Genomic DNA, 23,459 nt, shown 5'->3' with positions numbered 1-23,459 from the left:
ACTCGTTCTCTCTTTACCGGTTTGCGTACATGTCCTGGTAATAGCCCTGATAAGCACCCGACGTGACGTTGTCGAGCCAGTCCTGGTTAGCCAGGAACCAATCAACGGTTTTTTCGAGGCCTTCTTCAAACTGGAGCGAGGGTTTCCAGCCCAATTCGTTCATGATCTTGCTAGCATCGATGGCGTAGCGCAGGTCATGTCCGGCGCGGTCGGTCACGTAGGTGATCAATTGCGCTGACGTACCCGGCTCACGGCCCAGCTTGCGGTCCATGATGCTGCACAGCAAATGCACCAGATCAATGTTCTTCCACTCGTTGAAACCACCGATGTTGTAGGTCTCACCCAACGTACCTGTATGGTAGATGGTATCGATAGCGCGGGCGTGATCGACCACGAAGAGCCAGTCGCGCACGTTCTCACCTTTGCCGTATACAGGCAGTGGCTTATTCTGCTGAATGTTGTGGATCATCAGCGGAATCAGCTTCTCGGGAAAGTGATTCGGGCCGTAGTTATTCGAGCAGTTGCTCAGCACCACGGGCATCTTATACGTATTGCCGTAGGCCCGCACAAAGTGGTCCGACGCCGCTTTCGACGCCGAATAGGGCGATTGGGGATCGTAGGGGGTAGTTTCTAGGAAAAATTCGTCGGGGTTATGCAGCGAGCCATACACCTCGTCGGTCGAGACGTGGTAGAATCGTTTCCCGTCAAAGGCGGACGCGCCCCCGGCCGATTCAGAAGCCTTCCAGCAGTTTTTGGCAGCGTTGAGCAGGTTTACTGTACCCACCACGTTAGTCATCACGAACGACATCGGGTCGGTGATCGAGCGATCCACGTGCGACTCGGCGGCGAGGTGAATGACGCCCTCGGGTTGCAGTTCGGTGAACATGCCTTCCAGAAACGAAGCATCGGTAATGTCGCCCCGCACAAACGTATAGTTCGGCGCGTTTTCGATGTCGCGCAGGTTGGCGAGGTTACCCGCGTAGGTCAGCGCATCGAGGTTGACGATGCGGTACTCTGGGTACTTGGTAACGAATAGCCGCACCACATGCGACCCAATAAATCCGGCCCCGCCGGTAATGACTATCGTTTTCATAGACAGAAGTTCAAAGCCCAAGGTCCAAAGTCCAGTGTGCTCTGCTATTATTCATGGTAGTAATCCGGCCAGGCAACTCTGGGCGTTGGCCGTTGCCCCTTAAACTAACTTAACGTTTGCTGCCAGCGCCAGGCATCGGCCAAGGCGTCGGCAAGTGAGCGTTTGGTTTGGAAGTGCAAGCCTTGTGCCGACTTTGTTACATCGGCATAAATTTGTTCAACATCGCCGGGGCGACGTGGGCCAAGCGCATAAGGCAGGTCAATGCCAGTTACCTCTTTAAAAGTATTGATCAGCTCCAGCACCGAGGCACCTCGCCCCGTGCCGATGTTGTACACATCGTAGAACGAGTCGGTATCCGCGTCGGCCAGTACTTTCAGAGCGCTCACGTGCGCTTCGGCCAAATCCATCACGTGGATGTAGTCGCGAATAGCCGTACCGTCTGGTGTGTTGTAATCGTTACCGTGCACGGTCAGGCTCGCGCGCTTGCCAGCGGCCACCTGTAGCAGATAGGGCACTAGGTTAGCCGGTACACCACGCGGCAATTCGCCGATCAGCGCCGACGGATGCGCCCCAATCGGGTTGAAGTACCGCAGCGAAATGGCCCGCACCGGCGTTTTGGCCGTGACCGTATCCCGAATGATATCCTCACAGATCGCCTTGGTGTTACCGTAGGGCGACTGAGCAGGTAGCCGGGGCGTGCTCTCGGTAACGGGTAACTGCTCGGGTTGGCCGTATACCGTACACGACGACGAGAAAACGAGGTTCTTCACCCCAAACTGCGGCATCAGTTCGAGCAGCAGCAGCAGTGAATCGAGGTTGTTCCGGTAATACTTAAGGGGTTGTTCAACCGACTCGCCCACGGCTTTGAACGCCGCAAAATGGATGACGCCCGCAATAGGTCCGCTGGCAAACACCTCAGCCATGGCGGCGCGGTCGTTGCAATCGATCGTAAACGAGGTTACGTCCCGACCGAGGATCGTCTTCAGGCCCTCGAGCACACGAGGCTCCGAATTGGAATAATCGTCGACAATGATTGGCTCAAAACCGGCTTCGATCAAAGCGACAACCGTATGTGAGCCAATAAAACCGGCCCCGCCGGTAACCACTATTTTTTGGGGTGTTGCTGCGCTGAGTTCCAAATCGTTTTTTGTAATTTTCTGTTGTTACTTGCAGAGAGTGCCCCGCCAAAAAACCGGGCAAAGCTAACCATAAGCCCGCGAATTGGACAAATCTTATTTACGCTGAGGTACGCCCAATAAAGGGGCGACCTCTACGCAACGACTATGAACGACAATGAAATCAAAGCCCTGATCTCGCTGCTCGATGATGACGATACCGAAGTGATTGAGCACGTAGAAGGGCGAATCCGGCAAATTGGCAGCGCAGTCATCCCGTTTCTGGAATCGGAATGGGAAGGCAGCTTCAACCCCCATTTGCAGAAACGGATTGAAGAGTTAATCCATGATTTACAATACACCACGGTGCTCGACCGACTCGTTGGCTGGAAAGACGGCGGCGGCATGGACCTGCTGGAGGGACTGTGGATTATCGCCACCTACCAATACCCTGATCTCTCGCTCGACAAACTTCGGCAGGATCTGGAGCAGCTCTATTACGATGCCTGGCTGAAGGTGCGCACCGACGTGCATCCGGCCGATCAGGTGAAGGGAATGAACGGCGTTTTTTATAACGAAATGAAGTTTGCGCCCAATACCAAAAACTTTCATTCGCCTGCCAATTCGATGATCAATCAGGTGCTGGAAACCCGCCGGGGTAACACCATCTCGCTCTGCCTGATCTATATGATGGTGGCGCAGAAACTGGGGTTGCCCATTTACGGCGTCAACCTGCCCAACCTGTTTGTGCTGACCTACAAAGCGCCCAACGGGGTGCAATTCTACATCAACGTGTTCAACCGTGGTCTGATTTTCTCGACAAAAGACATCGACCACTACATAGCGCAGTTGAATCTGAAACCCGCCCCGATTTTCTACCAGCCCTGCACCAACATCGACATCATCCGGCGGATGCTTCGCAACCTGATGCTGTCATTCGACCGGAACGGGGATAAAGTACGTACCCAAGAGGTCGAGCGCATGCTGGAGGCCCTCACCGACCCCGCCGATTCGCTCCCTCTCTCCGATTTCACACAACGGTGAGCCGAACGTAGGGCATGGGGCTCGGGGTAGTGAATTTATTATGGGATACCCCGAGCCCTATGCCCCCAGGCCTACGCCTTTTCATACATACACGACTTCGTAGCGTTTGCCGGGCAGGCTCCGAACGTACCCACGAAATTCCAGGCTGAGTAGCAGCGAAGCTAGCGCGCCCATCGGAATCTGCGATTGCCAGCTTAGTTCATCAATGTGCAGGCCCGGTTTCTGGCGCAACAAGGCGACCAGTTGGCTTTCCTGCGCCGTGAAATCGAGCGGTAGCGGCGTAGCCGCCGATGACTTCCCCGCCGCCAGTAGAGTGGGATCCTGATCCCAGTTCAGGGCTTCGATCAGGTCTTTCGGACTGGTGTATATCTGCGCCTTGTTTTCGCGAATCAGTTTGTTGCAGCCCGCTGAAAACGCCTGCGACACCTGCCCCGGCACCGCAAACACCTCCCGGTTGTAGTTGTTGGCATATTCGGCCGTAATCAATGCGCCTCCTTTGGCGGCAGCCTCAACCACCACAACGGCATCACTCAGCCCCGCAATGATGCGGTTTCGGGCCGGGAAATAGCGCGGATCGGGCTTGGTACCCGGCAGGTGTTCGGTGAGCAGCCCGCCCTGTTGCTGCATATCCTGCGCCGTACGGCTGTGCACCGCCGGATAAATAATGTCGAGCCCACTGGCCATGACGCCCACCGTCGGCAGGCCCGCCGTCAGGCTGGACCGGTGCGCCGCAATGTCGATACCATAGGCCAACCCACTGATGATACTCGCGCCATATGGCTGCATCGCCTGTACCAGTTCTTCCGTCATACGGCGGCCATACTCCGTTGCCTGCCGGGTGCCGACCAGCGCAATGGTGCGAGAGGCGTTCAGATCGGCCTTGCCCAGGCAAAACAGCAGCGCGGGAGCATCATACAGCGCCTTAAGCCGAGCGGGGTAATCGGCATCGGTATAAAACAGCGACCGGGCGCCCATCTTCTGAAGCCGATTGAGCGCTTTTTCGGCCTCGGCCAACGTACCTGACCCGGACGTACCCAGCAAGGGCGTACCAGCGGCTTGCCGGATTGCCCGCACTGTTACGTCGCCGACACCCGGAATTTTGAGCAGCCTGGCCGGTGGCGTCGAAAAGACAGCCTCGGCCGACCCGCAGTAGCTGATAAGCTGGCGGATCATGACGCCGCCCACGCCCGGCACCAGCGCCAGCGCGATTTGGTAGAGAGAAGCTTGAGACGATTCGGTAGCAGGCACGGTGAGACGAGTAGTAGCCACCCACAGGCGGCAGCATTACGGCAAGCGCAATCATACCAAAAATATGGTCGACTTACCAACGCAACCACTTTCCTTTTTTGGCTGACTAGCCAAATCGACAATCGATGTTTTCTATTCTGACTTTCACGTAAACATTATTGGTTATGAGTCGTTTATTCATAGCATATAATCTTACTAGACAAAAAAGAGTAATCACTCCATGAAAAAGCAATTGACGCATGTGGCCCTTTTGGCCATCGCGACACTGGTTGGCACGGCCACCTATGCGCAAACGACAAATACGATGCCCCAACGCCCTTCCTCGACGGGTAGCGTACCCAGCACACCCATGTCAGAGTCGGTCAATATGCCGTCTTCATCGGGGATGAGTTCGAAAGCGCTGACGACCGATCTGGCCGGTAGCCTGGCCGCTGCTGCTGATTTCTCGACCCTGCAAACAGCTCTGCAAGCGGCTGGTCTCGACCAGAACGCGAAAGAGCCGGGGCCTTACACGGTGTTTGCGCCATCTAACGCCGCCTTTGCCAAACTACCGGCAGGCGCACTGCAAAGCCTGACTCAGCCCGCCAACAAAGCGAAGCTGCAACGCCTGCTAGCCTACCACGTGGTATCCGGCAACGTTATGGCAAGCGACCTGAAAGACGGCCAGAAAATCAAGACGGTAGCGGGTGGCACCCTGACCGTACGGAAACAGGGTAACTCGGTTATGCTCACCGACGGCAGTGGTGGCTCAGCCATGGTAACTACCGCCGACATCCAGGCGACCAATGGTACCGTTCACGCCATCGATTCGGTGCTGATGCCTGCCAACTAACCAGTAGTTTGAGCTGCTATTCATTGAGCGGGTCAATATTAAATTCCCATTAACCAGCTATTCCCTGATTTTACGAAGCCGTAACGGGCCCGTAACCATCAGGTAATAGCTGGTTTCTTGCTTTGCGGAAGTATTGCGTAACACCCAACACTTCCCTTTATGAAATTAGCTGCTTTACAGATTATGGTAGCTGCCGCTGCGTTGTCGACGGTCGGTTGTCATCAGAATGAAGGCCCCACTACTGAAGCGGTCAACTCAGCCATCAACCTCACCAACCAATCGGTCAACCCGGCGTTGGTCAAGGCGCTCTCTGGCTTCGATAACCTGCAGATTACCACGCTCATCAGCAGCGACGACAAACTGGCTCAGTCGCCCGATTTTGTGTTTGGCGGTCAACCCGATGGGGCCGGGTTGTTGAAAGACCCCAACGGCGGTGGGTACGTGCTCATCAACAACCACGAATACATGCAATCGGTGTCGCGGGTATACCTCGACAAGACCTTTAAACCCGTCAAAGGGGAATACATCGTCGACTATGAAGGCGGTGCGTGGCGGCTTTGCTCAGCGTCGATGGCCACACCAGCCGAACACGGGTTTGGGCCGCTATTCCTGACGGCGGGTGAAAGCGGGGCTGAATCAATGGTACACGCCATAAACCCGTTGGGCACGGCCGACAAGAAAAACAAAGACCGGGTGCTGCCCGCCCTGGGGAAAGCGAGTATGGAAAACGCCGTGCCGCTACCCAAAACGGCCTATGGTGGCAAAACCGTGGTCATTCTGGGCGAAGACAATGGCGACGGGCAGTTGTTGGCCTACGTGTCGAACACGGTGGGCGACCTGCAAAACGGCAAACTCTATTTCCTGCGCCGCACTAACCAGGACGCGGTCGAAACCAGCATGGTGCAGGGGCAGACCTACGACGTAGAATTTGTGGAGGTGACCGACGCTAAAACGCAGACGGGCGCGCAGATAGCCGCTCAATCCGTCGAGAAAAAAGCCATTCAGTTTGCCCGCGTCGAAGACATCGATTACCGGAAAGACGGGCAAGGGCGCGATGTGTTCTTTACGGCTACGGGTCAGTCGCAGGGTGACCGGCTGACGCCCATTGCGGGTAAAACCATGTGGGGTCGGGTCTACCGACTGCAAATGGACGCCGCCGATCCACTCAAAGGCAAACTGTCGATCATTGCCGACGGCGGCGTTGATCCCGGCAATAACATCGTGAACCCCGACAACCTCTGCGTCACGAAAGACTACGTCTATATTCAGGAAGATGGCGACTCGTTCTACATCAACAACAAACACGATGGGCGCATCTGGCAGTATTCGCTGGCAACCGGTCAGTTGAAGCCAATGCTGGAAATGAACCACCGCCGCGACGATGCCACTTTCAACGCCAAGTATAACTCAGCGGCGTCGTCACTGCTCAGCTCGTGGGAATACGGGGCCATGTACGACGTATCGGACATTATCGGCGTGCCGAACTCGTTTATCGTGAACCTGCACCCGCACACATGGCGCGACATGAAATACAACAATGCTGACGGTAGCGCGGGCTCGAAAGCGGCCAGCATTACCGCTTCGAACGGCTCCTTCACCGAAGGCGGACAGGTTGTGCTGATCCGGGGCGTTCAGAAATAACCCGGATAGATACCTTTCGGCATGGGCTGGCGGGCTACTCAGGCTGCGCCAGCCCATTTTATATAGTATCTTTAACAAGCATGAAGCTCCTTCTTTCCTTCTTCGGCATGGCGGCGCTGTTCGTTAGGCTGTTTGGGTTTATCGAAGCGCGGTCGGCGCGGGAACAGGCAACCCAACGGGCAAAAGCGCAGGTAGTAGCGCAGCTCGAAGCGTTACAAACCTTCGTTGACGCTACGTTTCAGCCATTGGCTCAACGTACCCAGTCGACCGATTCGTTGCAGGCGGCGTTTCGGGCGTTTCGGCTTCGGTACAAGCGCATCGAACCGGTTACGGCCTATTACATGCCCCACACCAACCGGCAGCTCAACGGCCCGCCCCTGCCCGAAATCGAAGTCGAGGAGCACAAAACCTTCGATCCAGGTGGGTTGCAGGTGATCGAAACGATGCTGTACCCCGCTTTCGATACCACGCGCCGGGCCGATCTGCTTCGGGAGGTAGCCAAATTCCGCCGCGAACTCAACTCGGCCCGCTACCTCTGGTACGCAACCACCCTCACCGACAGCCACCTGTTTGACCTGCTCCGGCTGGGTACGTTCCGAATCGCCGCGATGGGCATCAGTGGGTTCGATACGCCCGCCTGCCGCACGGCCATTCCCGAAACCGCCGAATCGCTCCGGGCCATTCAGCAATTGCTATCAGTGTACAAGCGCAACAACGACGCCTATCGTCAGCTCAACAGCCGCCTCGATGGGGCCATTGCTTTTTGCCAGCGCCAGCCCGATTTCAATCGCTTCGACCGGGCAACGTTTCTGCGGACGTACCTGAACCCAATTTCGGCTGGCTTGCTCGACTATCAACGGTCTCTGAGCATCGCACCGTTGACCGATCAACGCCCGCTGAACGCTACCGCCCCCACCCTGTTTTCGCCCAATGCGTTCAACGCGGCCTTCTACGCCCCCACCGCCGACCAACGCCCCACACCTGCCCGCGCTGCCTTGGGCCGTCGGCTCTTCAGCGACCCCATCCTCTCGGGCAGTGGGCAGCGCTCCTGCGCTACCTGCCATCAACCCGATCGGGCGTTCACCGATGGGCTGGCTCGGGCGTTTCCGGTGGGTAGCCCCAGCACCCCGCTGCGCAACACGCCCACCTTGCTCAACGCCGCGTTGCAGGCCGGTTATTTCTACGACCTGCGCACCAACACCCTCGAAAGTCAGGCGTTCGACGTGGTGCATAATCAAGCCGAAATGGCGGGCTCGCTCGACGAAGCGGCCCGGCGACTGTGCGTCAGTCCGGCCTATGTAGCGGCGTTCAAAAAAGCCTTTCCGGCCGACCAGCGCCCAATCAGCGCCGATCAGATTCAGAATGCGCTGGCTAGCTACGAGCGCTCGCTCGTATCGCTCAACAGCCGATTCGACCGGTATATGCGGGGGCAAACGGCTGCTCTCAACACCGACGAGGTGCATGGTTTCAACGTATTCATGGGCAAAGGACAGTGCGGCACCTGTCACTTCATGCCACTTTTCAACGGCACGGTCCCGCCCGATTTTACGACGATCGAATCCGAGGTCATCGGTGTACCGGCCCAGCCCGACAACCGGCAGCTCGACACCGATGCGGGCCGGTATGTACATACCAAACTCGATCCGCTGCACTACGCCTTCAAAACACCGACCCTCCGACACATCGCCCAAACGGCCCCCTACATGCACAATGGCGTCTACCAAACCCTCGACGAAGTGGTCGACTTCTATGACAAAGGCGGCGGTGTTGGCCTCGGCTTCGACTTACCCAACCAAACGCTTTCGGCCAACAAGCTCAATCTTACCGTCTCCGAAAAAAGGGCCCTGGTTGCGTTTTTGAAGGCCTTATAGGCCGGTGAGCTTATCCCTTTAAATCACTTTAACCACGATTGCTCCAAACCAAATACCGCCTAGTTAGTTAGCCATAAGTAATAGTACCCAGCCATATCGGCATCACATAACACTCCTATTCTCATGGGCTTTTTGTATTCAATTATCGTCGGCGGTATTGCCGGTTATCTGGCTAGCCGTTTCATGGGCAGCCACAATTCGGCACTGATCAATATCATTCTGGGGATCGTCGGCGGCTTCGTCGGCGGTTTTGTAGCCAAGCGCCTGGGCAACGACCCCGACAACGACGGTCTTGTTATGAATCTGCTGATTGCTTTCATTGGGGCAGTCATTCTCATTTTTGTGGGTAGGTTGTTCACCTAGTACTCCTTCCTGACTTCCTAAACGTACCTGCGTATTGACCAGATTAACGGTCAATACGCAGGTACGTTTGTGTTTGATAAATAACAGCGGGAACGTCGATGATACTTTTTACCAATCTCAATATCAATTCAAAGCATCATCTCGAAATAGCATTAGCTGCTTTATTAGGCAGAGAAAGCACATTCAGAAAAATAAATTCGAAATAACTTGACAATTACTTTCTTTTTTTACCACCTTTGTATCAAACAAAGCGAAATCATGTTCACGCGGAATCAATACCAGGGTTATTACCAACACTGCCACAGGCAGCGGGAAAGCTCGTATTGACTACACTGAACTAGAGTCATACTAAAATCCCCTGTCGGCATCAACTGGCAGGGGATTTTTTCGTTTAATCAGCTCATTATCAAGCAACGGGGTATCGTATAGTGGCAATTACACCGGACTGTAACTCCGGCGCTTCGGCTTCGCAAGTTCGAGTCTTGCTGCCCCGACGACTTTTTCACCCAATACACAATACTCCATTCAGTAATCACTCTCATATAAGCAGGCGACCGTAAACAAGAACTAACCGAACAATAATTCTTACCAATCAGCCGATTTGTAGCGCTAATATTCTGTATTAGTGGCTCATACTCTTTGTCTATTTTTTCAAATTGACCATCTTCAAAAAATAGAAATTAGCTCATTTATTTCACAATTACGTATTAATTAAAATACCTTGGTGGGTCATATAACGGTCATTATACCAGAATTTGGATCTGGTCATCGCGGTTCGATTCCGCGCCTGCCATCTCATCATTCGAGTTACCTTAATTCAAGCAAGCAGCAAGGCCGCCCTCTACCCAATCGATGAACGCTGTTTTCTGTTCTGCCCTAAAGCGTGTTACTTCAACGATCAACTAACGAAGAGCAGCATGAAGCGCGTTAAAGTAGGGGTTGTTCAGGCCACCCCTGTTCTGTTTGATCTGGAGAAGAGTGTCGAGGTAGTGCTGGCGTGGCTGGAAAAAGGAGCCGCCGCCGGCTGTCAATTGCTGCTATTTCCCGAAACATTCCTTCCCTGCTATCCACGCGGGCTGCGTTTCGATGCGGTCATTGGCCGACGTTCCGAGGCCAGTCGGGCGATGTGGCTGGATTTCTGGGCCAACTGCGTCGAGGTTGATTCACCCGAGGTCACCCGGATAGGCGAGGCCGTGCGGCATTCGGGTATGTTCGTCGCGCTGGGCGTTACCGAGCGTGAGCCGGTGGGCGGCTCACTCCATTGTAGCCTGCTGTACTTCGGCCCCGACGGCCGACTGCTGGGCAAACACAGGAAGCTGAAACCAACAGGCCTCGAACGGTATATCTGGGGTGAAAGCGATGGTAGTTCGCTCGTTAGTTTCAATACTGGACTGGGTAAGATCGGCGGGCTGATCTGTTGGGAAAATTACATGCCCCTCGCCCGAACGGCTCTGTACCAGAAAGGCATAGAAATCTACCTCGCCCCCACCGCCGACGCCCGCCCCAGTTGGCAGGCGACCATGCAGCACATCGCCCTGGAAGGCCGCTGCTTCGTGCTGTCGAGCAATCAGTTCGTGACCAAAGCCGATTACCCCAACCGCTATCAGGAAGCCATCCGCGACGAACCCGACATCATGAGCCGGGGTGGCAGCGTCATTATTTCGCCGATGGGTGACGTGTTGGCCGGCCCACTCTGGGATCAGGAAGGCTTATTGACCGCCGAACTGGACTTTGCTGAACTCGTCAAAAGCAAACTGGATTTCGACTGCGTGGGGCATTATGCCCGCCACGATGTTTTCCAACTCTCGGTCGTCGGCCAACCCGATACGATCAACGTACCTGAACAGCCTATGTCAACTCAATAGACACCGTACGTTGTGAGCGCATCGCTAAAATGCGAACAACAAAAAAGCCAGTCATTGCTGACTGGCTTTGTCGGGAAGGCGGGATTCGAACCCACGACCTCTTGCACCCCATGCAAGCACGCTACCGGACTGCGCTACATCCCGAATACTATTCCTGCAAGCCGATGTCCTGCAAGTATCTTTTAGCACCTCTGCCTTTTATTTTCAACTCAAGTTGAACGGCTTCAGTTCTAGTTTCACAGTTAAAGCTGGCAATCAGCCGCCAAGGGTGGCCTTTAGCAGTAAAATTGCCTTTTCCCCGATTATGTTCCTCTAGTCGAAGACCCAGATGAACAGTTTGGCCAATGTAGAACTTCTGGAGCGAGTCGCTATAAACTATGTAAACAACATAACTCATACCGACCTTCCCGCTATGGCGGGACACGCTACCGGACTGCGCTACATCCCGAATGGGAGTGCAAATATAATGCACAATGTATGATGTACAATGCACAATGGTCGCCTAGGCAAGATTTTTTCGGGTAGGCGACCATTGTGCATTGTACATCATACATTGTGCATTCAAACTTACTTCTTCGGATCCAGCGCATTCTGGATACGGGCCTGCACGTCGGCTAGGTGATACTTGCTCATGGTGTCGGTCTGCCGAGGTAGCGCCGAAGCGATGCTTCGTTGCAGGCTAACCAGTTGACCACGAACCACCGACATGATATCCGATTTGCGGATATCGGTCACGGGGCCGGGGTTGAACCGGAACCCCGCGCCACTGGACGGCGCCGCTCCGGCACCCGATGAGGCGGGCGTGTTCAATACCGCAATCAGCTTCTCGGCGTAGGCTTTTTGCAGATTGCGCCGGTAAATGTCGATTGCCTTACCCGAGCCCAACTCGCTGTAGATGCCGTTTTGCAAGTCAGCCATAAACTCGATCAGCGTGTAGCCGCCTTTGCCGAGGCTGCCCGAACCCGTTTCGATCAGACGCGACAACCGGCCCACGTCCATGAGACTGTTCAGCGTTGTTTCCTGCAATGTTCGTACGTAGTCGACACCCTGATCGGCGCGTACCAGCGGCATAATCTTGGCGTTGAGTAGCCACGTCGGCGTCTGGAATAGCTGCGTATTCAGGAACGTCATCGCTTCCTTTTGAAGCGCACGCGGGGTTGGTTCGTAGACAATGCCCGCCTGATCGTAGGTACGTGGTGTCTCGTAAATGCCGCCCACATACTTCGTTACGTGGCCCATGTACCGCCGGAATTGGCCAACAATTTCACCGTACATCTCCCGCAGCTTATCGTAGTCTTCGGCCTCTTCACGCGTCCACTCGGGGAGGTTGGGCAGAATACGCTTCAGGTTTTTGATGCCATATTCACTCGCCTTCATGGCATTGTCGCCCAGGTCTTCGCTCTGCGAACGGGGGTCCATCGGGTTGATTTCGGTCCCGAACCAGTAACGTGGGTCATTGGCGTGGCTCTGCACCATCTTGTTCAGCACCAGTTTGTCAGCCGTAGCGTCTTTGGTGTCATAAACCGGCTTATAGCCCCACTCGATGGCCCAGATGTCGTAAGTGCCGATGCGCGGGAATAGGTCGGTGATGCCGTCTTCGGGCTGGGCTACGTAGTTGAACCGGGCGTAGTCCATGATCGACGCTGTATGCCCATTCTGGGCGATGAAGGCCTTATCGCGCAGCTTCTCGACCGGTGTCGCGTGGCTTGAACCGAAGTTATGGCGCAGGCCTAGTGTGTGACCAACCTCATGGCTCGACACAAACCGAACGAGTTGTCCCATCAATTCATCATCGAACTTGGGCTTGCGGGCGCGGGCATCAACGGCCGCTCCCTGCACCACATACCACTTCCGCAGCAGGTTCATGACGTTGTGGTACCAGCCAATATGGCTTTCGATAATCTCACCCGAGCGCGGGTCGTGAACGTTGGGGCCGTAGGCATTTTCAATGTCTGACGCGAAGTACCGGATGACTGAATACCGGGCGTCTTCGAGGCTCATCGTAGTATCGCGCAGATCCCAATCTTTGGCCATGATCGCGTTTTTCCAGCCAGCTTTCTCGAAGGCCTTCTGCCAGTCGGCCACACCTGCTTTCAGGAATGAGCGCCATTTGTAGGGCGTAGCCGGGTCGATATAATACACGATCGGCTTCTTGGGCTCGATCAGTTCGCCACGCTTCTGGCGCTCGGCGTCGGCGTCCGACTTGGCTTCGAGGCGCCACCGTACGGCAAACGTCTCGTCTTCGGTGCGTTGCGAATTATCGTCGTAAACGGTGTAGTTCGACGCAAAGAAGCCGACGCGCGAGTCGAACAGGCGTTTGCGCATGGGATCTCTCGGGAGCAGAATCATCGATACGTTCAGTTCCATCGTGACGGCACCGGCGTCGCTTCCGCCCGGCAGGCTAACCGTGGGTAGCGGCGAAGGCGTGGGCGAAGGCGGCGTGGGGGCGGTATTCACACTGAACGTGCGGGTTACGCGCACTTCCGTATTGATCGGAAACGACCGGATCGTCTGGATAAACGAGCGGTCGGTGGCGGCGGCGGTAATCCGGTAGCGGAATTTGGTCGCGGGGGTCAGCGATACGATCTGATTGTCATTCCGGAAAAAATCAGTCACGTCAATGACCGACGACGAATCTTTGCGGATCGCCCGGATGTCGAAGGCAGCGGCAATCGGCTCCACGTTGGAGTTGCGTACGGCCTGCGAAATAGGCAACGTATCGCCCCCGGCCGTGCCGACGTTGATGTAGCTTACTACGCGCAGCAACAGCCGACGGTCGGGGCCGCGCTCCCAGCGAAGCACCTGCCGGTTGGCCAGTTCGCCGCCGTAGCCCGCGCCGGTGGGCGCTTTGGCGATACGGGTGATGGCCATAAACTCACGACCCAGCAGCGAATCCGCGATTTCGAGGTAGTATTTATCGTCGATCTGGTGGGCCGTGAACAGGCCACGGCTGGTTTTGGCCGCTTTGGTGATCACTTCCCGGTAGGGTTTGATGGGCGTACGGGGCGGGCCGGCGGCGGTTGGTGAGGCGGTGCTTGACGCCGGGGTGGTCGTGACCGAAGCCGTTGATGAAGAGGTGGGCGCGCTGGGCCGCCGTTGGGCCAGCATGGGTACGGCAAGGCCTAGTAGCAACAGGCTGCCAAGCGCATTGCGAATTGCATTGCGGGGTAGAGAATGCATTAACTACGTTTGTCTTGGATGTTTGGGGTTAGCGCCGTTCTAGCGAAACATACCAAACTACAAAGGACAGCCGACAAACCCGCTTTCCCGGTCGAAATATCCCTGTTTTAGACAAGTTTAGCCCTCTAATTCACCGTTACCAGATCGACCGCTTAGGAAAAACCCTAACCTGGCTACCTGACAACGTACCCAGCCTAACGAGCTTACTAACAGGTATGTTACGGCACCAATACGCATACATCGAATCGGCACGAATCAAGCCGGGTTTAGCTCAGGCCAGCGTTTGCGACTTCCCCAAGGTACGATCGGCTGATGCGATTCGGCTGGTTCAGGCAACCATTTTTCGGGACCCCGGCGTAGGGCATGGTTCATCGACAAAGTGGGGCGCTTCATCTTAGACAAACCATGCCCTTTCGCCATGTTGGCAGTAGTACATTATCTGGGCTATCACTGCCAACCCGTTAGTTAGCTTATTTCATCAATATCCTCATCATGTGCGAAAGTATAGGCCCTCAGTTAATTAACCTGCACGCGTCCGCCGTTGGAATGGGCGGCAAATTCGGGCGCATAAAAGCACTGCACCGTAGCAACGCCCATCCCGAAGTCGCCCGCGTGTACGACCCGTAGTTTGTACTCAAACACGTGGGTGCCGGTGGGCAGGTACTCGATGAAAAAGTCGGTGCTGGCATCGCGCGGGGCTTCGTAATACGAAAGACCATTCTGGTATTTGGTACCCGATAGGGCCGCAACCGGTTCAAACCCCGACGCCCGCCCGTCTTTCAGGTGCACGTATTCCATCACCCGATCGGTCGTCAGTACCACCCGAACGCTCAGTAGATCACCCGGTTTAAGCGGCGATTGGGCCGTAATGGGTTCCAGTACAGGGCCCGCTGCCGTGTTTCGCTGGCGGAAGAGCGTTTTCTTCACGTTGAGGCTGCCCGGCCCCGACCGACCCACGGCATCCATCGGCTCAAAGTGCTGCCAATAAGCCGCCCCCCAGCTGATACCTGTTTTTCCGGACTTGCTTACCTCGATCACGCCGAGTTGGGGTGTTACTTCGGCTGGCGCAAACGTTACTTTCTGATAGCCCGTCAGGGCTTCGCTCCCCTGCGCCCGTTTGGCGATTTCCTGGTTGCCCACGCGCACGGTAACGGTGTTTTTCGTGTCGAGCCAATCGGTACCCGTCAGCAGGAGTGCGTAAACGGCTTCGGTAGTGGCTTTGGTCGAAGGCCATGCCTGGGTACGTTTCTGCTGGATGAGCCACTGCCGCATCTTGTCGATAAACACCTGATTGCCCGACATTTTGGCAAAAGCGGGCTGTTTGCGATACCAGGCAAAGCCATCACCGGCAGTACCCGCTTCCAGATAGGCCTCAATCAAATACGCCTGCGTCTCGACCGGAGCCTGGTACCAGTATGGCCCACTGACGTTGTCGGGCCAGTAAAGACCCAGTTCGTCGGAGAGCTTGCTACGTTCGGTCAGGGATTGCAAAATGGCCAGTGCATCGGCGTTGAGATTATAGCGGTGTAGCGTGACAGCCGCCAGCGCCTGCCCTTGCAGGTTGCTTTGCTGCCAGCCTTTCTGAATAGCCGGTAACAGGTACGCTTGCAGCCCTTTGTCGACGGGATTGGTATTAAGGTAGAAACTCCGGGCATACAGGTACGTTGCCGCCCAATAGCTACCCGTGCTCACCTTTGTTTTGGCGAGCCGTTTCTCGTCGGTCATCAGGCGTTGTGCCTCGGTGTCCACATAACGAATGGCGCTTGCCTGCAAGTCTTTTACCTCGGCCTGTACGTCGGCATCGAAACGCACGCCGAGTTTTTGCAGGTGACCTAAACCGGCCAGCACGTGCATCGTCATCCAGAAGTTGGGGCGCATACCCGAAAACCACATCAGGCCACCGTCGGCAGTCTGCAACTGCCGCAGTTTGGCAATTGCCCGCCGCTGTTGCGCCGCCAGATTGTTCTGGTCGAAAAACTGGCCCAGTTTGGCCGTGCGTTCGGTTTCCGATTTGGCATCGGCCAGCCAGGGCGTGTTTTCCAGCACCACCGCTTTTAATTCGTCGTTTTTGGCCAGCGGACTTTTGGGCGGCGTCTGTTTCCAGCCATCGACCACTTGCCGGAAGGCCGGACGGCTGTTGAGAATGTGGGCGCCCAATGCGTTGGCGTAGAGCTTGCTGAACAGTTGCTCGGCGCAGTCGTATTGATACTCCATCAGGTAAGGCAGCGTTTGCAGCGCGTACCAGGCCGGATTGCTGGTTACCTCAACCGTATAACGTTCGGTTTGCAGGGGCAATTCGGAGTTATGGTCGGCGAGCGCTTTCAGCCGGAACGTTTTGCTCTTGCCGCCACCAGGCGTGCCCCCATCGATCCAGAACGGTTGCACGTCGGTCACCAGCACACGGTTGGGCAGCACCGGCACCACGCGCTCTTCGCCATCGGTGAACGTACCGGCACGCGCCGTGACACGTACCGCCACGGGCGGCAGCTCCTGCGGTACTACGAGGTTCCAGGTCGCCACGCTGTTCTGCCCGGCTTTGGCCGAAAAAGAAACGTCCGCTACGCGCAGGCCCATCTTGGCTGTCAATGACTCGCCGGTGAGGGCATCCGTGAGGGTCAGCGTGGCGGTACCGGCCAGGGCTTTCCCGCTCAGGTTGTCGATGCGAGCGGTGAGACGCAACGTATCGTTTTCGCGCAGGAAGCGGGGTACGTTGGTTGTTACCATCAGCTCTTTCTGCGTTTGCACGGTGGCCTCGAGGCTGCCCGTCTGCATGGTTTTCGTATGCGCGAACGCCAACAACCGCCAGCTCGTGAGGGCATCGGGCATAGTGAATTTGAGCACCACCCGCCCCTGCGCGTCGGTTTGTAGTTGCGGGAAGAAGAAGGCCGTTTCGTTGAAATTGCTCCGAATCACCGGCTGAGCCACGTCGGCCGACGCGGGTTGATTCGGGGCCGGGGCAGCCTGCCCGGCGCCGTCGGCGTTTTCTTTGCGTTCAGCCATCGGCGCCGAAGCAGCCATGGCCATATCCGCTGAAGCGCGGCCCCGTACCGACATCTTCATGCCTGGCGCTGCCTGACCACCGAAACCAGCTGAGATACGCTCCTGTGAGAGTGTACTTTGTGCAGGCATCAGGACCACTATTTTTCGCTTACTACCCAGCGCCACTTCGGTTTGCCCGTAACCTACGTAGCTGAATAGCAGTACCGGGTTCTTTTGGGTGTCTGGTATGGCCAGGGTAAACCGGCCATCAGCATCGGTTGTCACGCCCTGCCTTGTTCCCTTTAGCAGCACATTGACATCGAGCACGGGCGTGCGTCCGTTATCGGCTGTGACACGCCCTTTAACGACGTTTTTAGCGTAGTCCAGCTCGATGCGGATGGGGTCGGGTTGGACAAGGATAGCAAACCGGCCAGTGTAGGGGATGTATTGGTAAGGCCCCCAACTCAGCTCGGGGAAGTCGCGCTGCAAGTTGCTCTCATTTTCGGGCGGAGTCGGATACCAATATTGCCGGGTGGTCGCGGCGCCAAACGTACTACTCACCCAATAGTCGTACAGGCCCGCAGTGGGCTGGTAGAACGTCGTTGGCCAGGTGTGCGCGACGAACTGATCGAGCGAGGCATCGTAAAGCGTGGCGACCAGTTCACCCAGCACCTTATCCTGGTTCGGACCACTGACGCGCAATGTCCACTGCTCGGCCTGACCGGGTTGCAGCTTATCCCGAAACGTCTCGGTTTCGATCGTTAGCTGCTTGTTGGTGAACGGCACGGCAATGGTTTCGTTCTTCATCAGTAAACGACCATTTTGCACCATCGCGAAGTGTACGGCAAAGCCACCCCGGTGCTTTTCGCCAACGGGCAATGCTATCCGAACGGGTTTACCAGTGGTATTGATCCACTCCTGCCGCACGATCTTGCCTTTCTCCTCAACAGCCATCAGGACGTGGCCCGGTTGCCGTGTTCCGACCCAGAATACGACTTCGTCGCCGGGTTGGGCCGTCGCTTTCTGCACCTGCACAAACTCGCCCGCCCGCACCGGTGCCGTAGGTTGCTGCGGGTCTATAACGGTGAAGAAAACAGCTTCGGTCGCCGATTTGCCGGTCGAATCGATCGCGTCGATGGCTGCTTCATACAAGCCGGGCGTCAGGCCCGCCAGCGACACCGCTTTGGCCGGTTCGGTACGAACGGGCGTTTTCGCCCAGGTAGCCGGGTTGTCTTCATCGGCGTACAGATCGAGCGGAAACTGCTTTTCAAAGTCGGCGCGGGTCAGCGTGGGGCGGTCAGGTTTCTCCCAAAGGCGATTACGCAGTAAGGCGCCGTTGCGTGGCGGTTCCAGCCGGGCGAGGCGAACCGTGCCACTTTTCAACGTCACCGATGTGCCGCTGGCATTGGTGAGGCCGACGTTGTATGCTTTTTTGTCGGTCGTCAGCACCGGATTGGGCAGCGGCAGGCTCGCCGTGAGGGCCGTGTAGCCAATCGACAGGGTTTGCGTGGTGCTGCGGGTTTCGCCGCTCCGGTCCGTCACGTCGATACTGACGGTATAGGTGAAGCGCGGTTTATCGGTGTTCGCTATGCCCATGTCGGGCACGGCCGTGAAGGTCAGGCTCACGGTGCCGTCGGCGTTGGTCGTGGCGGTGCCGTTGGCGATTTCCTGCTCCTGCCCCGCGTTGGGCCGGTAGGAGCGCCACCAGTACCAGTAGGGCTGGATGTAGGTGCGCGTTACGCGATACGTCACGTTGGCCCCGTCAACCACCGCGCCCGCCAGCGTTTTGGCCGTGGCCTGCACCGTGACCGCCTGCCCCAGCACAGGCGCCTGCTTCATGGGTTCGGCCACCACGGCGAAGGTGGGGCGTTTGTATTCTTCGACCCGGACCAGCGCCTGCCCACCCCCTTCGGCATTGTCGACAACCAGCGTCATCTGCCCCGTCAGGCGGCCCACCGGCGCGGTGAACGTACCTGAGGCCGTCCCGAACTCATTGGTTTTCAGTTCAGCTTTAGCGACCTCTTCGCCGTTAGCATCGTTGAACCGAACCGTTACCGACTGATTGGCCCGAACCGTAAAGTTGTTGTCTTTGCCCTGATAAAGGAGCGTTTTGAAAAAGATCGATTGCCCCGGCCGGTAAATAGCCCGATCCGTGAAGATCACTGCCCGGTTCACATCCTGCGGCGCGTCGGGCTGATCAGGGCGACCGTATCGATAGAACACCTGTGTATCCAGCACGTCGGTGCCATTCGTAAACCGGACCAGAAAGGCTTTCTGAGTGGGTGCCTGAGCCGGTTCCAGTACCCAGCGGCCCTGGGCGTCGGTCTTGCGGGTTGTTTCCGCTACGTAGTTCGACCGGCCCAAGCGATCCTGCGCCACCATCACCGTGCCGGTCACATTGGCTACTGGCGCGCCCGTTTGCCGGTTGGTTGCATACAGCGTTAGTCCACCCGTCTGGTTGGCCCCCGCCTGCACGTACGCCAGATTGGACACCACGACCTTGCCAATGCTCACAATCTCGGCCCGGTCGTCGCTGGGTTTAGCAAACCGGCCTTCGTTGGAAACTAGCAGCACATAGTGACCCAGCGGCAGCGCATTCATCGGCACTTCGGTGCTGTGCGCGCGCAGGTCGCCGTCGTCGGGTAGGGAAAGTTGGCCCTGTGTGACAACTGGGTGCTTTTGCAGAGCGGCGAACCACCGGTCCTGGCTATCGTCGTCGGAACCCGCGTTGTCCAGCCTCAGCAGTTCGTCGGGCGTAAGGCGCAGTATTTTGTAAAAGAGCGTTTTTACGTTCTGGAAATCGACCCGAGCCCGGAAGGGTTTGTTGGGTTCGTTCACGTCTTCGGTTTGTACCGACAGCGTGGGCTGATACAGGTTGTTGAGCAACGGTTGTGCCTGTTGCGCCGGGTAGCTTTTGGGGAAGCGGGCAATCAGGTCGCGAGCGAGTTCGGCGGCGGTTTTCCGATCCCAGCGACGGGCCGAATCGGGCGCATTGCCGGTGTTGGGTACGTTGGTCCGCCCCCGTATGTAGTTGCGGATGATGCCGTCGGGTTGAGCCAGCAGTTGCACCAGCGCCAGTCCGTATTCGGCCTCGGCCGGTTGGTTTTTATACCGCGCCATCTGCCGCCGGAGCGTTTGACCCATCAGGTCGCGCTCGTTGGGCAACGTACCTGACTGGCTCACAAACAGCAGTCGATCGACGTCGGTCACAGCCAGTGCCAGCGGGTCTTTGTCGGCCTGGTGAATTCGTATCAATTGCTGATAGAGGGCCAGCGCCTGGTATTTCCCCGACAGCGTATCGGTAGTGGGTAGCGCTTTACCAGCGAACGTTTCGGGATCGCTCAGGTACGTGGGATCGTTCAGACCGAACGCGTTGATTGGCTTAGTCAGGTCGTTTTCCGAGTTGGCAAAGAAGCTGATGGCCCGTTGCGCCAGCACATCATAGAGCGTAGGGCGCAATTGCCGACCCGCGTTGTTGCCCGGCGTCAGGATGGCGTCATAGGCGGTGAGGGGCGTTTTTTGCAACACCGCGGGCTGCACAGACGCTTTGTAGAGTGTCGTGATGGTTTGCATCAGGCGGCGCGTATCCCAGGTACGTGGGTCGGTGCTGACGTCGGTCGAGTCGGGGCCGGCCACGTCGGCGCCGGGCGCGGTGCTGGTGCGGTTGAAGAACCGGTAGCGGTTGTTCTGGTAGAATTGCCAGTATACGTCGGCCAGCACCGATTGGAGTACGGCACGGGTCGCACCGTTGGTTTCGGCAATATCGGTGGTCAGTTCACGCGTCAGCGTAACGTACGTTTCTTCGTCTTTGGCCGCCTGCGTTCGGAAGACCACGCGCCGCATTGCCGCTTTTAGCAGTTGGGGCTGGTTATTGGTTTTTTTCGCCTCCGCATACAGGCGATCGGCAATTTCCAGGGCCGATTTAGGGAGCCCTTTGGCCATCAGCGAGTCGGCTTTACGCCACTCGGTTGGGTAATCGATCATGGGGGCATGGGCGTGCCGGACCGGGCCGGGCAACGACAACAGCCACAGCCAGGGGCCCACTAAAAACACGCGCAGGAAGGTGAGATGAACAGACATTTGACGTACGGTTACGTGGTTAAGACAACGTTGAGGGCTCAACGTTTAGTTGGCACAGGTGGGTTTACGTAACTAGGAGTATGAGGTTGTGGGAAAGGTTGGAGGCCCGGCTCCCCCCGAATTATAACTTTATTAGAATGGATCCATCGAAAATCATTTTTAGCGGCCGTGTGTTATATGGAGTAGCCCGACTGGTAAGTTCCACATTCTCCCGGCTGGGCTGTGGCTATGAAAAACAGACCAATGCTCTATGCGGCGCTGACTCTGCTGCTCGCTGCGACACTCTGGAGTTGTGGCCCGTCTTACGTAGGCGTTCGCAGCGGCCCACCCTATGGACCTGCGTATGGTTACTACGGCGCTCGTCCCTATTACCGGCCACGGGTTTATGTAGCCCCACCGCCGCGGGCCTATTATCGTCGACCTTATTACAGTTACCGATACAATGCGCCTCGCTATTATAACGCGCCACGCTACGGCAATGGCGGGCGGCGCGGTTGGCGCTAGCCTTCAGGCACACTAAGCACAGAATCCCGGTCTATTAGCCGGGATTTTTTGTTGATTGCTTATGCCACAGGACAACCGACAGCCCCCTATTCCGCTCAACGACTTCAGGCCCGGCGACACCTTCGCCAACCGCATTGCGTTGTCGCTCAGCGGTCTGCATCGTCCGCGCCGGGCGGGCATCAGCGGTACGTCAGCACACGGAGCCGATTCGATTATTCTGGCCGGGATGTATGAAGACGACATCGACGCCGGCGATCGTATCTGGTATGCCGGTCATGGAGGCCGCGACCAGAAAACTGGAAAGCAGATTGCCGACCAAACGCTCGACGCTTACAATATGGCGCTGCTTCGGAACGTGGCGTTGGGGCACCCCGTACGGCTGATCCGCGGGGCAACGCTTCGCAATGAACATGCTCCCACCGAGGGATACCGCTACGAGGGCCTTTTTCAGGTACGTTCTTACGAGCGCGTTCGGGGGAAGGCGGGCTTCTGGATCTGGCTATTTTACCTGGAACGACTCGTACCTGACCGGGCCGGTTGATCGTACCCTAGAAAAGCGCACCAACAGCGTAACGGTCGGCCTGCTTTTTGCGTTAGTTAGGTACGGCTTCGTAATCGCAATCAACATGAAATTGACCGCTCTGGTACTCCTGCTTACGGCTCTGCTGACCATGGTCGAGGCGCCGGCCCTAGCCTATGCTTCTGCTCCTTCCGAGCTGACCGTCAAGGCAAAAGAAGAAGCCATTTTTAAACGCAAACGAAAAGGCTACCGTCGGAAGCGCGGTTTCCTCTGGGGCCTGTTCCGCAAGAAAGACTGCGGCTGCCCGAACCATTAATAGCCTGAGGCAGGGAGCACGGAGCTGGGGGTAAGTGCGAAAGCTCACCCTGCAAACCCTGCTTCCTGCCCCGCGCTAGTTTATCCCCTCGCTGCCTGACCGCCCGTGACGAGCCGATTGTTTTCGTCGGGGAAAACAACCAATGGCTTGTGCGTTTTCGCCTCGTCGGCCGTCAGGGTGCAATAGGCGATAATGATGATGACATCGCCCGGTTGCGCACGGCGGGCCGCGGCCCCGTTAAGGCAGATGATGCCCGTGCCGCGTTCGCCTTTAATGACGTACGTAATCAGCCGCTCGCCGTTATTGTTGTTCACAATGTGTACCTGCTCGTTTTCGAGCAGCCCTGCGGCGTCCATCAGATCTTCGTCGATGGTGATGCTGCCCACGTAGTTCAACTCAGCCTGAGTGACCTTTACGCGGTGCAACTTCGATTTCATTAAGGTAAGCAACATGGTTCGTTGTTGATGGGCCGTCTTCAGCCCGGCAAAAGTAGAGACAACCCGCTACCCCACAAAACAAGGCAGCGCCCCGTAACGTTCGGGCGGCTACAAGGGTACCGCATTCGCCGCAAACCACGCCCAGCACGCCTCCAAACTCGATTGTCCCGACGCCAGGTCCAGTATATAGCTGGTGACGGTATCGGGTTGCACGGACAACTTTATTTGCCAGCCGTTAGCCAACACCAACAGAAAGTTGAGCGCCGACCCAAGGCCAGTTCGTTTATTTCCGTCAGAGAAGACGTGATTGCAGATGATAGTATAGCAATAGACGGCTGCTTTGTCAGCGACGGAAGGGTACATCGGCTCGC

16 protein-coding genes and 2 tRNA genes are annotated in these 23,459 nt (G+C 56.7%); 9 read left to right on the top strand and 9 right to left on the bottom strand.

Going from position 1 to position 23,459, the window contains the following annotated elements:
- Nucleotides 1–13 precede the first annotated feature (13 nt).
- Nucleotides 14–1,093 (bottom strand): dTDP-glucose 4,6-dehydratase, encoded by a 1,080-nt coding sequence (gene rfbB, locus FAES_RS05040; RefSeq protein WP_015330118.1) that lies wholly within the window; start codon nt 1,091–1,093, stop codon nt 14–16.
- Between the two features lie 104 nt (nt 1,094–1,197).
- Nucleotides 1,198–2,232 carry a UDP-glucose 4-epimerase GalE gene (gene galE / locus FAES_RS05035; protein ID WP_015330117.1) on the bottom strand — a complete coding sequence of 345 codons (1,035 nt, stop codon included), beginning with the start codon at nt 2,230–2,232 and terminating at the stop codon, nt 1,198–1,200.
- Nucleotides 2,233–2,376: 144 nt separating this feature from the next.
- On the opposite strand from galE, the gene FAES_RS05030 reads away from it, so the two are divergent.
- The gene (locus FAES_RS05030) at nt 2,377–3,252 is read left to right on the top strand and encodes a transglutaminase-like domain-containing protein (RefSeq protein ID WP_015330116.1); all 876 of its coding nucleotides are present in this window, start codon (nt 2,377–2,379) and stop codon (nt 3,250–3,252) included.
- An 81-nt stretch (nt 3,253–3,333) separates the two neighbouring features.
- Here the strand turns inward: FAES_RS05030 and dprA are convergent, their stop codons facing one another.
- Complete coding sequence (gene dprA / locus FAES_RS05025; RefSeq protein WP_041257564.1) at nt 3,334–4,500, bottom strand: DNA-processing protein DprA; 1,167 nt, start codon at nt 4,498–4,500, stop codon at nt 3,334–3,336.
- A gap of 220 nt (nt 4,501–4,720) precedes the next feature.
- Between dprA and FAES_RS05020 the strand changes: the two genes are divergently transcribed.
- From FAES_RS05020 to FAES_RS04995, 6 genes are all read left to right on the top strand, one after another.
- Nucleotides 4,721–5,332, top strand: a complete 612-nt coding sequence (locus tag FAES_RS05020) for a fasciclin domain-containing protein (protein ID WP_015330114.1) — start codon at nt 4,721–4,723, stop codon at nt 5,330–5,332.
- A gap of 159 nt (nt 5,333–5,491) precedes the next feature.
- On the top strand, nt 5,492–6,973 hold the full coding sequence (locus tag FAES_RS05015; RefSeq protein WP_015330113.1) for an alkaline phosphatase PhoX: 1,482 nt from the start codon (nt 5,492–5,494) through the stop codon (nt 6,971–6,973).
- Nucleotides 6,974–7,053: 80 nt separating this feature from the next.
- The gene (locus tag FAES_RS05010) at nt 7,054–8,844 is read left to right on the top strand and encodes a cytochrome-c peroxidase (protein ID WP_148289292.1); all 1,791 of its coding nucleotides are present in this window, start codon (nt 7,054–7,056) and stop codon (nt 8,842–8,844) included.
- A 123-nt stretch (nt 8,845–8,967) separates the two neighbouring features.
- Nucleotides 8,968–9,207 (top strand): GlsB/YeaQ/YmgE family stress response membrane protein, encoded by a 240-nt coding sequence (locus FAES_RS05005; RefSeq protein WP_015330111.1) that lies wholly within the window; start codon nt 8,968–8,970, stop codon nt 9,205–9,207.
- Nucleotides 9,208–9,621: 414 nt separating this feature from the next.
- Nucleotides 9,622–9,701, top strand: a tRNA-Tyr gene (locus tag FAES_RS05000).
- A gap of 423 nt (nt 9,702–10,124) precedes the next feature.
- Nucleotides 10,125–11,072: a carbon-nitrogen hydrolase family protein gene (locus FAES_RS04995; protein WP_015330109.1), complete on the top strand. Its 948-nt coding sequence runs from the start codon at nt 10,125–10,127 to the stop codon at nt 11,070–11,072.
- A 70-nt stretch (nt 11,073–11,142) separates the two neighbouring features.
- Here the strand turns inward: FAES_RS04995 and FAES_RS04990 are convergent.
- From FAES_RS04990 to FAES_RS04975, 4 genes are all read right to left on the bottom strand, one after another.
- Nucleotides 11,143–11,216, bottom strand: a tRNA-Pro gene (locus FAES_RS04990).
- A gap of 4 nt (nt 11,217–11,220) precedes the next feature.
- Entirely contained in the window at nt 11,221–11,469 is a 249-nt protein-coding gene (locus FAES_RS04985; RefSeq protein ID WP_041257563.1) for a GIY-YIG nuclease family protein, read from the bottom strand.
- Between the two features lie 170 nt (nt 11,470–11,639).
- The gene (locus tag FAES_RS04980) at nt 11,640–14,252 is read right to left on the bottom strand and encodes a zinc-dependent metalloprotease (protein ID WP_015330108.1); all 2,613 of its coding nucleotides are present in this window, start codon (nt 14,250–14,252) and stop codon (nt 11,640–11,642) included.
- A 516-nt stretch (nt 14,253–14,768) separates the two neighbouring features.
- Entirely contained in the window at nt 14,769–21,311 is a 6,543-nt protein-coding gene (locus FAES_RS04975) for an alpha-2-macroglobulin family protein (RefSeq protein ID WP_015330106.1), read from the bottom strand.
- Between the two features lie 565 nt (nt 21,312–21,876).
- Here FAES_RS04975 and FAES_RS04970 point away from each other — a divergent pair.
- Complete coding sequence (locus tag FAES_RS04970) at nt 21,877–22,356, top strand: YDG/SRA domain-containing protein (RefSeq protein ID WP_015330105.1); 480 nt, start codon at nt 21,877–21,879, stop codon at nt 22,354–22,356.
- An 85-nt stretch (nt 22,357–22,441) separates the two neighbouring features.
- Entirely contained in the window at nt 22,442–22,651 is a 210-nt protein-coding gene (locus FAES_RS04965) for a hypothetical protein (protein ID WP_041257562.1), read from the top strand.
- Nucleotides 22,652–22,731: 80 nt separating this feature from the next.
- On the opposite strand, the gene panD is transcribed toward FAES_RS04965, so the two are convergent.
- Both panD and FAES_RS04955 read right to left on the bottom strand, forming a co-directional pair.
- Nucleotides 22,732–23,103, bottom strand: a complete 372-nt coding sequence (panD, locus tag FAES_RS04960; protein WP_015330104.1) for an aspartate 1-decarboxylase — start codon at nt 23,101–23,103, stop codon at nt 22,732–22,734.
- 93 nt (nt 23,104–23,196) lie between these two features.
- Complete coding sequence (locus FAES_RS04955) at nt 23,197–23,451, bottom strand: type II toxin-antitoxin system death-on-curing family toxin (RefSeq protein WP_051054028.1); 255 nt, start codon at nt 23,449–23,451, stop codon at nt 23,197–23,199.
- Nucleotides 23,452–23,459 lie beyond the last annotated feature (8 nt).

The sequence above is a fragment of the Fibrella aestuarina BUZ 2 genome (assembly GCF_000331105.1).
Lineage (GTDB): Bacteria > Bacteroidota > Bacteroidia > Cytophagales > Spirosomataceae > Fibrella > Fibrella aestuarina.
The sequence above is the reverse complement of the archived record's forward strand: the minus strand, read 5'-3'. Positions and strand labels throughout refer to the sequence as shown.